Genomic DNA, 14,725 nt, shown 5'->3' with positions numbered 1-14,725 from the left:
CTAAGATCCTTGACCCACGCGATACTTACGAATGCGCTTGTCAGTGGGAAGAAAAAGCTAAAGACTTGGCTGGACGTTTCATCAAGAACTTCGCTAAGTTCACAGGAAACGAAGCTGGTAAGGCTCTTGTTGCTGCTGGTCCAAAGTTGTAATTTAATATTACAATATAAAACAGAAAGCTGTCTCAGAAATGGGACAGCTTTTTTTGTGATATCAGTTATGATTAGTATAAATCCTGGATTGAAACCTTTACTTTACAGTTTCTCTGAATGATTTTCATGATATTTGGATGGTGAGGTACCAAACATATCAGTAAAATGTTTTCTGAAGGTTGGGAGATCGTTAAATCCTACTCTTTCTGCTATTTCAACAATAGAATATTTGCTGTTAGTTAGTAGTAGGGCTGCTTGTGTCATTCGCATATTTCGTATTAGTTCTACAGCTGTCAGATCAGTATGTTTTTTAAGTTTACGGTATAGAGTGGCCTGACTCATATTCATTATATCTGCCAACTGTTTTGCATTAAAATCACTGTTGCTGATATTAGCCTCGATACAGGTTATTATTTGTTGCATAAATGGATCTATATTGGTTTCTGTATCTTCTTCTGTTTTTTGTTTTGGAGTATTTAGTAAAGCCTTTGTATATATTTGCTTAAGTTGCCTTCGCATTTTTAGTAAATGTTTAGTCTTTGATAATAAGACTTCGGGATTGAAAGGCTTACGAATATAATCGTCAGCACCAGATTCTGATGCTTGAATGTAGTCTTCATCTTCAGACTTGGCTGTAAGCATGATTATCGGAGTATGTGCTATTTGTTGATTGTTCCGTAATTGAGAACAGAACTCCAGACCGTCCATAACAGGCATCATAACATCGGAAATAATAATATCCGGATTATGTTTTACTGCCATTTCCAGACCTTCTGCGCCATTTTCCGCTTGCAGAACTTTATAGTTTTTCTGGAAAATAGAAGAAACATATTGTCTCATGTCTTTGTTATCTTCAATTATAAGTATTGTATAGCCTCGTTTATAGTTGTTGGTTTCGGAATCTTGTTTTTCTGAAACGTTTAAAACTGGTAAAATATCAGTATTTTTTATTTGCTCGTCTGTTTTGACAATGCAGTATTCATCTGTTTTGAAATGTTCTTTTCCTAAAGGAATATGTACAAAGAATGTTGTTCCATGTCCTTTTTCACTGTTAACCAGTATTTGTCCATGGTGCATTTCGGTTATGGATTTGGCTATTTTAAGTCCCAGACCTATAGATGAAGAGAATAATGGAGTGTTATTCCCTGTTTCGTATGAGTTGAAAATAGTTTCCTTTATTTTAGGATCAATACCACATCCGCTATCTTCAATCTCTATGCATGCAAAAAATTGTCTGTCGATTTCTTTTTTGCTTAGTGAAACCGTTATATGTCCTTCTGTAGGTGTGTATTTGAATGAATTTGAAATAAGATTCTGTATTACAGAGGAAAGTTTTTCCCTGTCACCCCATATATGAATATCATTATCAATGGATTTATATTCATAATTTATATTTTGTTTCTGAGCCAGTATAACAAAATCTTGTGCGATATCATCCAATAAATGGTTTATGTTTATTTCGGATAATTGTAGTTTCACCATGCCGGCCTCTATCTTTTGAATATAAAGAAGTCTGTCAGTCTGTGTCTGTAGGCCTAAAGCATATTTTAATATAAGTGACAGTTTCCCATAAAATGGATGTGAAGAATTTATTCTGTTTAATAAATCCTGTAGTGGCGAAATGATAAGTGTAAGTGGTGTACGTAATTCGTGTGCAGTAGTAGTAAAGAATGATTCACGTTCTTTTCTAAGTTCAATTTCCTGGTCACGTTCCATTTTTGCGATAGAAAGCTCATGCTCTAATTTTAATTCATGTTGCTTCCTTTTCTGTTTGATATAGAAATAGCGTATTGCCATAATGATTAATATGAAGACAATACATGTTATTATCAGACGGAACCACACAGTTTCGCTCCAATGCGGGGTGATAATGAATTTCATCTCGCATAATGGTCCTACTTTCTGATTTTGAAAGATAGTTTTTACCTGAAAAGTATATTCACCGGCAGGAACATGATCGTATGAGATCTTGTTCGCCTCATTTGTAATTATCCAATTATTCTGATATGGATAAAGACGGTAAAGATATTTTTGTTGTTTGTTTAGATATGATAAATTGGTAAATGATATAGAGAAATTTCTATTGTCGTAATTTAATTTTATAGTCTCTGTATAGTTTAAAGCTTCTTTTAAAATGACCTGATTGTTTATAGTGTCATTTATCTTGACCGGTACATGATTTACTTCCAAATCAGTGAAATAAACTTTACCTTGTTTAGCTGTATAATCAATATTTAACTTTTGTGGATTAAAATAGGTTAGCACACTATGATTTCCCCAAAATAACAATCCATTTTGTGCATAAACGGATCTGTTACTCCCGGATATATAGTAGTTGTAGAATGAATTGACATGTTTGCTGAATCGTGATATTCCAGAGTTTGATCCTATCCAGATGTATTGGTTCTCGTCTTCGGTTATCGCAGTTATGAAGTTGCTGCACAGACCGTCTTCTGTAGTGTACAGATTTACAATTTTATTTTCCGATAATGAAAATTTTGCAAGCCCGCTACCTGAATATCCAATCCATAAAATATCGTTTGAATCTTTATATAAAGCACGTATTTCTTTATATGTTATAGACTTATCGAAGTCTTTCTCATAGTCTTTTCTTTGATAGAATGTATTATGATTGCTTTCAGAAGGTTGAAGCATTACTAACCCATTGTAAGTTCCTATCCACAACCTTTGGGTTTTGTCAATAGTAATGGCCCTTATAGAGGTACTTGATTCTTGAATACTGTTTTTCCAGTCAACGAATTTATATTCGTGTTTTCTCCAGTTGATATAGAAAAGTCCGCTTTCTGTACCTGCATATCCTTCATCCTCGGATATTGGAAGTATACTCCATATATTAGTTTTAAGCCGTAACGGATGATGTAGTGATATATAGTCAAGACATTTTCCGTCAGTTGGATCAATGCGCATCAGTGTTCCTTCTGATGTACCAAACCATAGTTTATTATTGGAAGAACTTACTCCGCTCAGTAGGGTCTCTGTTTTAAATTGAGGAATATTAATCTTTTCAAAATCCAATTGTTTCTTTAAGTCAAACGGTTCAATACTTCGCATAAGACCTTTGTGAAATGTTGTTAGCCAAATATAGTCTTTGTTGTCCATTAGTATACTACTGATTTCATTGGCATGTTTCTGAATGTATTGTTTATAGAAAATTTCTCTTAAATCAGCATAAAGAATACCACCACCTTCAGTCCCTATCCATATCAATCCTTCTTTGTCATAGAATCCTGTTTTCATACGTGTTTCGGCATATTGATACTGACTGTAAGGAAAATGGTGAGCATTCAATCGATAAGTGTTGTCATTCATTCGTTCAAACATAGTATAACCATTCCATGTCAAAGCTATATATTTCCCTTCATCAAATGGCAGTATCTGATACACATCATTGTGAGAAAGTTGATCGGGATTTCCGTTATTGGGTGAAGTCCAGTGTTGTAGTTTTTGTGATACCATATCATAAAGGAATATACCTTCTTCTAAGGTTGTAATCCATAGTTGTCCCATATCATAGAATAAAGAAGAAATACTGAATTGTTTTTCTAATGGTATAGTACAAATATATTTGACTTTTTTGTTATTAGTATCTAATGATAGGACTTTTCCATCGGATGAAGCTAGAAATGTATTATTGGAGTTAGGATCAGTATATATTACTTCAAGATTCTTTTTAGAATATTCTATCTTATCATTTCTCATAAATATCGAGTCTGAACTCTCAGTTATGTTTATTTCTGACAAATCAATTTGGTATAATCCTTCTTTAGTGATTGTCCAACATTGATTGTTGGTGTCAAGCGAGAAGTCTATAATATCTTGTTCTGATTTTTCTTTTTGAAAGATAATAGATGAAAATTTTTCAAACTGTTTGTTGAACAAGTATAAATTGTTCTGAGAAAGTATAATAAGGAAGTTTGAATCTAAAGGTATAATTTTATTTATGGGTTTATTTGTTTGTTGTGATATTTTAAAAACTTTTACTGTCTTGCCGTCATATTGATTCAGTCCACTACTACTACCAAACCACAAAAATCCTTCAGGTCCTTTTGTTATAGATAGTATTGTATTGTCCGAGAGACCATCCTCCATATTGAGAACATTGAAGTTAAGAAGATTTTGTGCCTGTATTTTTAGAGTAAGTAATAATAGACTTAGTAATATATAGAGAGTCTTTTTCATATTATTAGTATTTTATGTTATACAAAGGAATGAAAAAACTGTATAAAATCATAGTCTTATAATGAAAATAACTTGATTTTTAGTGAAAATAATAAGAATACCGACTGTTAATGCAATATTTACCGACCAAATATAGATAGGCGATTTAATAGTTTTGCAAAACAAACAGGATGTGTAAGGCTTTGTTATACCTTTCATATTTTGTTTGTTGTGAATTTATACTAATATTAATCTTTAAACTTTTATTTATGAAAAAACAACTAGCCTTTTTACTCTTTCTGTTGTTTCTAGGGCTTCCTATTTTGGCACAGAATATGAGTATCTCAGGAATTGTATTGGACAAAAAACTGAATGAACCTATTATTGGGGCATCAGTATTGATTCAAGGTACATCTAATGGAAGTATAACCGATTTGGAAGGTAAATTTGTATTTGAGAATGTTGCCGTAGGTAATAAACTTGTAGTTTCTTATATCGGTTTTCGTACTCAGGAGATTTTGGTAACAGGTGGTAAGACCGATTATAAGATTTTACTTGAGGAGGATACGCAGGCACTTGATGAAGTTGTAGTTGTAGGTTTTGGAACACAGAAGAAAGTAAATCTTACCGGTGCTGTTGCATCTGTTGATAAAGCGACGTTAGAATCAAGACCGGTATCCTCTGTCGGTCAGGCTCTACAAGGAGTTGTTCCTGGTCTTAATATTGGTGTACCTAATGCTGGTGGTAAGCTTGATGCCAGTCCTACAATGAATATTCGCGGTGTTGGTAACCTTGGTACAGGTTCCAGTGCCTCGCCTTTGGTGTTGATTGACGGTGTAGAAGGAGATATCAATGCATTGAATCCACAAGATATTGCAAATATCTCAGTATTGATGGATGCAGCATCGGCTTCTATTTATGGTTCGCGTGCTCCATTCGGTGTAATTCTTGTGACAACAAAGAAAGGAGAAAAAGGAAAAACTCAGGTTCAGTATTCCAATAATTTCCGCTGGTCAAGACCGACTAATATTCCTAATATGCTTGATTCATATACTTTTGCTCAGTATTTTAACAGGGCAGCAGATAACTCAGGTACTGGTATGAATCATATTTTTTCAGATAAGACCATGGAACGTATCAAACAGTTTATGAATGGTGAGATTACTGAAACGGCAGACCCTGCACTGTCTCAGAACGGTAACTGTTTTGTATTTAATATCCAGTCGAATGATAATCAGAATTGGCCAAGAAATTTTATAGACAAGACAGCTTTCGGACAGGAACATAATGTGTCATTGTCAGGAGGTAATGAAAAGATTCAATACTATGTATCTGGAGCATTCATGTCACAGGAAGGACAGATGAATTATGCTGATGATTTAAAGAAACGTTATAACACCAGTGCCAGAATCAGTGCCGATATTACGAAATGGATGCGTATGGAAGTTAATACACGTTTTATTCGTGAAGATATTGGTATGCCAACTTTCTTGAAACTTTATGGTGATCGTTTCTTCGCTGAAACTACAAAACTTCATCCGAATATGCCGTTGTATGATAATAATGGACATTATACCCGTAACCCTAAATTAATGCAACTTACTTCAGGCGGACGTTCAAATACAACTGATGATACATATTTTACTCAAGGTAGTTTGATTCTTACTCCTTTGAAAGGCTTGACTATTCATGGTGATATAGCTTTACGTACTGGAAGCTATCAGCACAGATATAATGTGGCAAAAGTTTATCTGTATGATAAAAACAATAATCCGATACCAGAACAATGGTTAGGTGGTGATGCCGATTTGGCTGCTGGTAAAACATGGGCTTACAGTGAACAATCCAGAAATACTATGATAACCTCTTCTGTTTATGCAGACTATAATCTTACATTGAATGATTTGCATAACTTTAAGTTTATGGTTGGTTTCAACAGTGAAAGTTATAAATACGCAACAGTATGGGCGAAACGTTCGGACGTTATCAATGACAGTAATCCTAGTATACATACTTCAAATGGTGTGAGCAGTAACGATGAGACATTGGGAGAATGGGCCTCATTAGGATATTTCGGTCGTTTGAATTATGATTTTGATGGAAAATATCTTTTCGAGTTCAATATCCGTCGTGATGGTTCATCAAGATTCCGTGCAGACAGCCGCTGGGCTACGTTCCCTTCGGTATCATTAGGATGGAATATAGCACGTGAGAAATTCTGGGAACCGATTTCGGATTATGTGAATCTATTGAAACCTCGTTTCTCATACGGTAGTTTGGGAAATCAGAATACTAATAACTGGTATCCTACATACTCTATCCAGAATATCACTGTAGGAACTCCTGATGCAGGAGGAAGATGGTTGATTGATACTATGAATAAATCAAATATAGCTTATTCTCCGGCATTGGTAAGTTCTTTGTTGACATGGGAACGTATTTACAACTATAACTACGGTGTTGATTTCGGTGCATTTAACAATCGTTTGAGCGGTTATTTCAACTATTTTATCCGTGACACAAAGGACATGGTTGGACCGGCAATGGAAATTTCACCTATCGTAGGTGCTGCGGCTCCAAGTCTTAACAATACTTCTTTACGTACAAAAGGTTGGGAACTTCAGTTGAACTGGCAGGACCGAATTGGAGAACTATCGTATAATGTAGCATTCAATTTATCAGACTCCCGTACACATGTTACAGAATATCCAAATCCAAATAAAAGCTTTAGTGGTACGTATTGGGTAGGAAAAGAACTAGGTGAAATCTGGGGTTATGTGACAGAAGGAATGGCGAAGACTGACGAAGAAATGCAGGCACATCTTGCAAAAGTTGATCAAAGTCAGATAGCTCAGGGTACTAAAGAATGGAAGGCAGGTGATATTATGTATAAAGACCTGGATGGTGATGGTAAGATTACAAATGGTGAGAGTAATGTTGGTAATCCTGGTGATAAAACAGTAATAGGTAATGATACTCCTCGTTTCCGTTTTGGCTTGAATCTTGGCGCTTCGTACAAAGGTTTTGATTTTAGTATTATGTTCCAGGGTGTAGCTAAACGTGATGCATGGATTGATGGTATGATTTTCTGGGGTATGAACGGTAATGAGTGGAGTTCTACTGGATATGAAGAACATTGGAACTTCTTCCGTCCTGAAGGTGACCCTCTTGGAACTAATGTAGATGCATACTTCCCTCGTCCTATATATAACAACAACCAGAATCATTATGTACAGTCTCGTTATTTACAGAATGCGGCTTATATAAGATTGAAGAATCTGCAGTTTGGTTATTCGTTCCCTAAATCTTGGGTAAAGAAAGCGGGTCTTGAACGTTTGCGTATATTCTTCTCCGGTGATAACTTGTGGACAGGTACATCGTTGAACAAGAATTTCGATCCTGAGGCTCTTTATCAGAATGGTATGACTTATCCTTTGAGTCGTGTATTCTCTTGTGGTTTAAATATTACTTTGTAAAACTAAAAAATGAGATTGATATGAAATTAAAATATATTTTTGGACTGTTTGGTACAGCCATGTTTATGGTGTCATGTTCAGATTTTCTTGAAAAAGCTCCATTGTCTGATAATGTTAATGAGGGTTTCTTTACAGCAGAAAACCAATTGATGCCATATTGTAATGCAAAATATGATTTCTTGCCTGATCATGGTACAGCAACAAATTCATTTGGTTATTTTGCCACTGATAATAATAGTGATAATCAGGCTGGTGAGAATCCTAATAATAACTTTATTCCTCAGCGTATACAGGTTCCTGAAAGTGGAAGTTATGGTAACTTTGGTGCTATAAGAGATTGTAATCTTTTCCTCGCACAGACTGAGGCTAATTTGAAAAACGGAACTCTGACAAGTTCAGATATGGTAAAACAGTATATTGGCGAAATGTATTTTTTCAGAGCTTATATTTATTTTAATTATCTGAAAGCTTATGGTGATTTCCCTATATTGACAAAAGTATTGACTGATGGTGATTATGCAGCCAATGTAGAGGCAAACAAACGAAAACCACGTAATGAAGTGGCTAGATTTATATTGAGTGATTTGGATAATGCCATAAATAATCTTTTACCAAAATCAGATGGAAGAACAAATCATCGTTTGAACCGAGAAAGTGCCAGATTGTTTAAGTCTAGGGTTGCGTTGTATGAGGCCTCATGGGAAACTTATCATAAAAATACTCCCCGTGTTCCTGGTGGCCCAAATTGGCCGGGTGGTACTTTTAATGGAAATTTGGATCAGGAGATTGAATTTTTCCTTGATGAGGCTATGAAAGAGGCAAAAGAGGTAGCTGAGCCTGTGGAACTTGAACAGAATTATGCAGGTCTGTTCAATTCTGTCGACTATTCTTCTCAGAATGAGATTCTGTTATGGCGTATGTACAGTGCTGATGCCAAAGTGCAGAATAACGTAGTTGGAGCTACACATGGTAATACAATTACAAAGAATTCTGAAGGAAAAGATGTTGTTCGCGTTAATGGTGCAGGTACAGGATACACACGTTCTTTGATAGAAAGTTTCCTTATGCAAAGTGGAAAGCCTTGGTATGCTGCCGGAAATGAATATAAAGGAGATGCAACATTGGATGCTGTGGTAGAAAACCGTGATCAGCGTCTGGCTACTTCTATGGCTAAGCCTGGTGATAAGATTATCGGTAATATTTATTTCGAATATCCTGCTTTGACTAGTACGGGTTCTATTAGCAGAACTCCTACTGGATATATACCAAGAAAAGGATGGATAGATAATGATGTTCAGATTAATTCTCCATATCCATTGGGATTACCTATATTCAGAGTAGCAGAGGCTTATTTGAATTACATGGAGGCTGATTATATGAAAAATGCTTCTCTTGATGAGTATAGTAAAAAGTATTGGAAACGTCTGCGTGTTAGAGCAGGAGTAAGTGATGATTTCCAAGCTACAATTGATGCAACAGATTTGAATAAAGAAATTGACCTTGCTAAATATTCAGGAACTGAACTTATAGACAAGACTTTGTATAATATACGTAGAGAGAGACGATGTGAATTTATCGCTGAAGGTATGAGACTTGATGATTTGTATCGTTGGCGTGCTTTAGATATGATGAAGAATTATCATACCGAAGGTTTAAACTATTGGAGCAGTATGTATACTGAGTATTCAAAAATTGATGATACTTTTAAACCATCTCCAGAAGCAGAAAATGGTAAATATTTGCGTCCATACTGGAATAATGTGGCAGCAAAAGATGGTTATACATTTGAAGAAGCTAATTATCTTTCTCCATTATCTTATGACGTATTTCGTATGTCAACTCCGGAACCAGGTGGTGATGTTTCTACATCAGTCGTTTACCAAAATCCAGGATGGCCTGTTAAGGCTGGCGGGTTTGCCAATGAGTGATTAAGTTTTTTCAATTATTGAATTAAAATGAATTAAAAAAGACACGCCATGATTAGCTTGCTTATAGCTTATAGGTGTGTCTTTTTTATAAATATTATATTTGTATAAAAATAGGTAATAGTGACTATATAAAAAACTTATAACTATGTTTATTAATAAAGTATTGTTGATTTTATCGGTTACTTCTGTAATCTGTTTTTCAGGTTATTCTAAGTCGCCTGAACTTTCATATCCTGTGCCTGCAGCTCGTCAGCTTAAATGGCATCAGGCAGAGATGGGCGTAGTTTTTCATTACGATCTTCATGTTTTTGACGGTATTGTATACGGTCAGGGTAATAATCGTATAAATCCTATTGAAGATTATAATATTTTCAATCCCGAACATCTGGATACAGACCAGTGGATTCGTTCGGCAAAGGCGGCAGGAGCAAAATTTGCTGTGCTTACTGCTACACATGAAACAGGGTTTGGTCTGTGGCAAAGTGATGTAAATCCTTATTGTTTGAAGGCCGTAAAATGGAGAGATGGTAAAGGCGATATAGTTCGTGATTTTGTAAACTCTTGTCGTAAATATGATATTCAGCCTGGAATTTACATAGGTATCCGTTGGAATTCATTATTGGGTATTCATAATTTTAAGGCAGAAGGCGAAGGAGAATTTGCCCGTAACCGACAACTATGGTATAAACGGCTTTGTGAGAAAATGGTTACGGAACTTTGTACCCGTTATGGCGAGTTGTTTATGATTTGGTTTGACGGTGGTGCTGACGATCCTAATGGCTTGGGACCTGATGTAGAACCGATTGTGAACAAGTATCAGCCAAATTGTCTTTTTTATCATAATGTGAACCGTGCTGACTTGAGATGGGGTGGCTCTGAAAGCGGAACAGTGGGTTATCCGTGCTGGAGTACTTTCCCTTATCCGTTTAGTCATAGCAATGCAACTGAAGATAAGAATGAACACACTCGTTTGTTGGTTCATGGAGATCCTGACGGTAAATATTGGGTACCGGCGATGGCTGATGCTCCTCTGCGTGGCTATAATGGAAGACATGAGTGGTTTTGGGAGCCTGGTGATGATGATAAGGCTGTATATCCTTTGGAAAATCTTATGGATATGTATGAAAAATCTGTAGGTCGTAATGCTACATTGATGATTGGATTGACACCAAATCCTGACGGTCTTATTCCTGATGGTGATGTAAAACGCCTGCAAGAGTGGGGAACGGAGATAAACAGACGTTTCCAAACACCGTTGTCCAAGGTTGCCGGTGAAAAGAAGTCATTTACAATTAGGCTTGATAAAAAACAACCTGTAAATTATTATATGATTCAGGAGGATATTCAGTTTGGTGAGCGCATTCGTAGTTATCAGGTAAAGGTTAAGGTAGATGGTAAATGGAAAACAGTCTGTGAAGGTTCATCTGTTGGAAATAAGCGAATTGAATCATTCGAAACAGTAGAAACAGATGCTGTTCGCCTTGAGATAAAAGGGTGTCTGGATACACCGGTAGTTACTAATTTCAGTGTATATTATTGTTCTGAATAAATCTTTTAACGTTATGAAAAAATCATTTTATACAATATCTGGCTCATGGGTTGCATTCTCTTTACTTTCGGCTATGCCTTTGCAGCATATTTATGCTCAAAAAGAGAATAGTCGGCCTAATATTATCTTTTTCCTGGTAGATGATATGGGGTGGCAGGATACGTCAGTTCCTTTTTGGACTCAGAAAACTGATTTCAACAGGCTTTATGAGACTCCTAATATGGAACGTCTTGCCAGACAAGGAATGTTGTTTACACAGGCATATGCTTCCAGCATTAGTTCCCCTACAAGATGTAGTATCATGACCGGTGCTAATGCTGCACGTCATAGAGTTACAAACTGGACACTTCAGAAGAATAAATCAACAGACCGCACTAGTGATGTTCTTATGATGCCGGACTGGAACTATAATGGTATAGCACAGGTTTCGGGTACAAACAATACATTTGTTGGAACTTCATTTGTCCAGTATCTGAAGGATAGTGGATACCATACTATTCATTGTGGAAAGGCTCACTGGGGAGCTATAGATACTCCGGGGGAAAATCCTACACATTTCGGGTTTGAAACAAATATCTCTGGGCATGCGGCAGGTGGATTGGCTACTTATCTGAGTGAGTTGAGTTATGGTCATGATGATCAAGGTAATCCTACATCGCTTATGTCTGTTCCAGGATTGGAGAAATATTGGAAGACCGGAACATTCGTTACAGAAGCATTGACATTGGAAGCTATAAAGGCATTGGATAAAGCTAAACAGTATAATCAGCCTTTCTATTTATATATGTCTCATTATGCCATTCATATTCCAATAGATAAGGATATGCGCTTTTTTGATAAATACAAGAAAAAAGGTATGTCCGATAAAGAGGCTGCATATGCTTCATTGATAGAGGGCATGGACAAGAGTCTTGGAGATATTATGGACTGGCTTGAAAAGAATGGTGAGGCAGATAATACTATTATTCTTTTTATGGGTGACAATGGAGGATATGCAACAGGAAGCGAGTGGCGTGATGAGCCTTTATTTACACAGAATGCACCTCTTAAATGTGGCAAGGGCTCAGCTTATGAAGGAGGTATCCGTGAACCGATGATTGTCAGCTGGCCTGGAGTTACAGAACCGGGAAGCCGGTGTGATGACTATGTTATAGCAGAGGATTATTATCCTACAATACTTGAAATGGCAGGTGTTACAGAATATAAGGCTCCTCAGATTATTGATGGTGTAAGTTTTGTTCCATATCTTAAGAAAAATGGAAAGCCGTCAGAGGATAGAAGCCTTTATTGGAATTGTCCTAACTTATGGGGGGAAGATGGTCCCGGAATCGGTCCTACCTGTACTGTGAGGAAAGGTGACTGGAAACTTATATATTTCTATGAAACAGGGAAGAAGGAACTTTATAATATCCCAAATGACATAGGAGAGAATAATAACCTAGTTTCTGAATATCCTGCTCTAGTAAAAGAACTATCTGAAAACTTAGGTCAATATTTGAGAAAAGTAGGTGCTCAACGTCCGTCTTTAAAGGCTACAGGCAAGCCTGTTCCATGGCCTGATGAAGTAGATTAAATGAGATGTAAGAGATTCTCGTATTAATAAATAAATCTTATAGGTAAAGTTCTATGTCTTAAGAACAGATTTAGGGCATAGAACTTTTATATGTATCCTGATATTTAGAAACATTCTTTTGTATTTCAAATTTAAAAAGCTCTTAAATATTAAATTTTCAATTTGTTTTGTCCTGAAATATTTTATCCCGAAAAATATCCTTATATTCGTATGCAAAAAAATGATTGGTTAAACTAGGCGTAACTGATTGATCTAACTTAATTTTAAAGATTTAACCTCAAAATTCAAAATATTATGATTAAGAATTTGATGATTTCTACAGGGATATTGGCAACTGGAATATGCCAAGTTCATGCCGCTAAAGCGACAGAGAAACCTAATATCATTTTTATCTTATGCGACGATATGGGATATGGTGACTTGGGATGTTATGGTCAGAAATATATTAACACTCCCAATCTGGATCGTATGGCGCAGGAAGGAATGCGCTTTACACAAGCATACGCCGGTAGTCCGGTTAGTGCGCCGTCGCGTGCAACGATAATGACAGGACAGCATTCGGGACATACACATGTGCGTGGAAATAAAGAATATTGGAAGAATGCTTCTACCGTTAAGTATGGCGACAACGATGAGTATACAGTAGTTGGCCAGGAACCGTACGATCCAGAGCATATAATCCTTCCGGAGATAATGAAAAAGAACGGATATACCACGGGTATGTTCGGTAAATGGGCAGGAGGATACGAAGGCTCGTGTTCTACTCCCGATAAACGTGGTATAGATGAGTATTATGGTTTTATCTGTCAGTTCCAGGCACATCTGTATTATCCAAATTTTCTCAACCGTTACAGCAAGTCGCTCGGTGATACGGCAACTGTACGTGTCACTATGGATGAAAATATCAAATATCCTATGTATGGCGATGACTATAAGAAACGTCCACAATATTCTGCTGATATGATTCATCGTGAGGCTCTTAAGTGGATTGATTCGCAAGACGGAAATACTCCTTTCTATGGATTCTTTACATACACGCTGCCACATGCCGAACTGGTCCAGCCCAATGATTCCATTTTGAAGTCTTATAAGAAAAAGTTCTTCCACGACAAGACTTGGGGAGGCTCGGAAGGTAGCAGATACAATCCTGCAGTACATACTCATGCCGAGTTTGCGGGAATGATAACCCGTCTGGATGCATACGTTGGGGAAATATTGGCGAAGCTGAAAGAGAAAGGTTTTGATGAGAATACCATAGTAATATTCAGTAGTGATAACGGTCCTCACGAAGAGGGTGGTGCAGATCCTGAATTTTTCGGTCGTGATGGAAAATTGCGTGGTTTGAAGCGTCAGTGCTATGAAGGTGGAATAAGAATACCTTTTATAGTGCGTTGGCCTGGTAAAGTAGAGGCAGGAACAGTGAATGATCATCAGTTGGCTTTCTATGATATTATGCCTACTTTCTGCGAATTGGTTGGCGATAAGAAATTCCCTAAAAAGTATTTGAACAAGAAACTTGAAGGTGACTGTTTCGACGGTATATCGTTTGCTCCTACATTGATGGGAAATGATGAAATGCAGAAGAAACATGACTATCTGTATTGGGAATTTCATGAAACAGACCAGATGGCTGTACGTATGGGCGACTGGAAGCTGGTCGTAAAAAAAGGCAAACCTCATCTATATGATTTATCAGTTGATATTCATGAGGATAATGATATTTCAGCAAATCATCCTGATATTGTACAGAAGTTGGTTGATATAATCAAGAAAGAGCATAGAGACAGTGAATACTTTAAGATAACGCTGCCGTTATAAAGCAATGATGCACTTACTGTTTATCCTATTTTGGCTTAAATATGTTCTTT

At 36.5% G+C, this 14,725-nt stretch carries 6 protein-coding genes; 5 read left to right on the top strand and 1 reads right to left on the bottom strand.

The annotated features are described in order from the left end of the window. Positions 1 to 254: 254 nt before the first annotated feature. Positions 255 to 4,352, bottom strand: coding sequence for a response regulator (locus Q0486_RS03815; RefSeq protein ID WP_299230381.1), 4,098 nt, complete (start codon positions 4,350 to 4,352; stop codon positions 255 to 257). A gap of 248 nt (positions 4,353 to 4,600) precedes the next feature. Between Q0486_RS03815 and Q0486_RS03810 the strand changes: the two genes are divergently transcribed. From Q0486_RS03810 to Q0486_RS03790, 5 genes are all read left to right on the top strand, one after another. Next, complete coding sequence (locus Q0486_RS03810; protein WP_299230379.1) at positions 4,601 to 7,807, top strand: TonB-dependent receptor; 3,207 nt, start codon at positions 4,601 to 4,603, stop codon at positions 7,805 to 7,807. 20 nt (positions 7,808 to 7,827) lie between these two features. Then, a complete protein-coding gene (locus Q0486_RS03805; RefSeq protein WP_299230377.1) occupies positions 7,828 to 9,735 on the top strand; it encodes a RagB/SusD family nutrient uptake outer membrane protein in 1,908 nt (635 codons plus the stop codon). A gap of 145 nt (positions 9,736 to 9,880) precedes the next feature. Beyond that, positions 9,881 to 11,284 (top strand): alpha-L-fucosidase, encoded by a 1,404-nt coding sequence (locus Q0486_RS03800; protein WP_299230375.1) that lies wholly within the window; start codon positions 9,881 to 9,883, stop codon positions 11,282 to 11,284. A 73-nt stretch (positions 11,285 to 11,357) separates the two neighbouring features. After that, positions 11,358 to 12,857, top strand: a complete 1,500-nt coding sequence (locus tag Q0486_RS03795; RefSeq protein WP_299230394.1) for a sulfatase — start codon at positions 11,358 to 11,360, stop codon at positions 12,855 to 12,857. Positions 12,858 to 13,151: 294 nt separating this feature from the next. Next, a complete protein-coding gene (locus Q0486_RS03790; protein WP_299230373.1) occupies positions 13,152 to 14,675 on the top strand; it encodes an arylsulfatase in 1,524 nt (507 codons plus the stop codon). Positions 14,676 to 14,725 lie beyond the last annotated feature (50 nt).

It is taken from the genome of uncultured Bacteroides sp. (genome assembly GCF_937912035.1).
GTDB lineage: Bacteria > Bacteroidota > Bacteroidia > Bacteroidales > Bacteroidaceae > Phocaeicola.
The sequence above is the reverse complement of the archived record's forward strand: the minus strand, read 5'-3'. Positions and strand labels throughout refer to the sequence as shown.

What these genes read in the sequence shown, in the direction of transcription:
- Q0486_RS03805 (WP_299230377.1), top strand. Translation starts at nt 7,828, where the DNA reads ATGAAATTAAAATATATTTTTGGACTGTTTGGTACAGCCATGTTTATG.
- Q0486_RS03795 (WP_299230394.1), top strand. Translation starts at nt 11,358, where the DNA reads ATGCCTTTGCAGCATATTTATGCTCAAAAAGAGAATAGTCGGCCTAAT.
- Q0486_RS03810 (WP_299230379.1), top strand. Translation starts at nt 4,601, where the DNA reads ATGAAAAAACAACTAGCCTTTTTACTCTTTCTGTTGTTTCTAGGGCTT.
- Q0486_RS03790 (WP_299230373.1), top strand. Translation starts at nt 13,152, where the DNA reads ATGATTAAGAATTTGATGATTTCTACAGGGATATTGGCAACTGGAATA.
- Q0486_RS03815 (WP_299230381.1), bottom strand. Translation starts at nt 4,352, where the DNA reads ATGAAAAAGACTCTCTATATATTACTAAGTCTATTATTACTTACTCTA.
- Q0486_RS03800 (WP_299230375.1), top strand. Translation starts at nt 9,881, where the DNA reads ATGTTTATTAATAAAGTATTGTTGATTTTATCGGTTACTTCTGTAATC.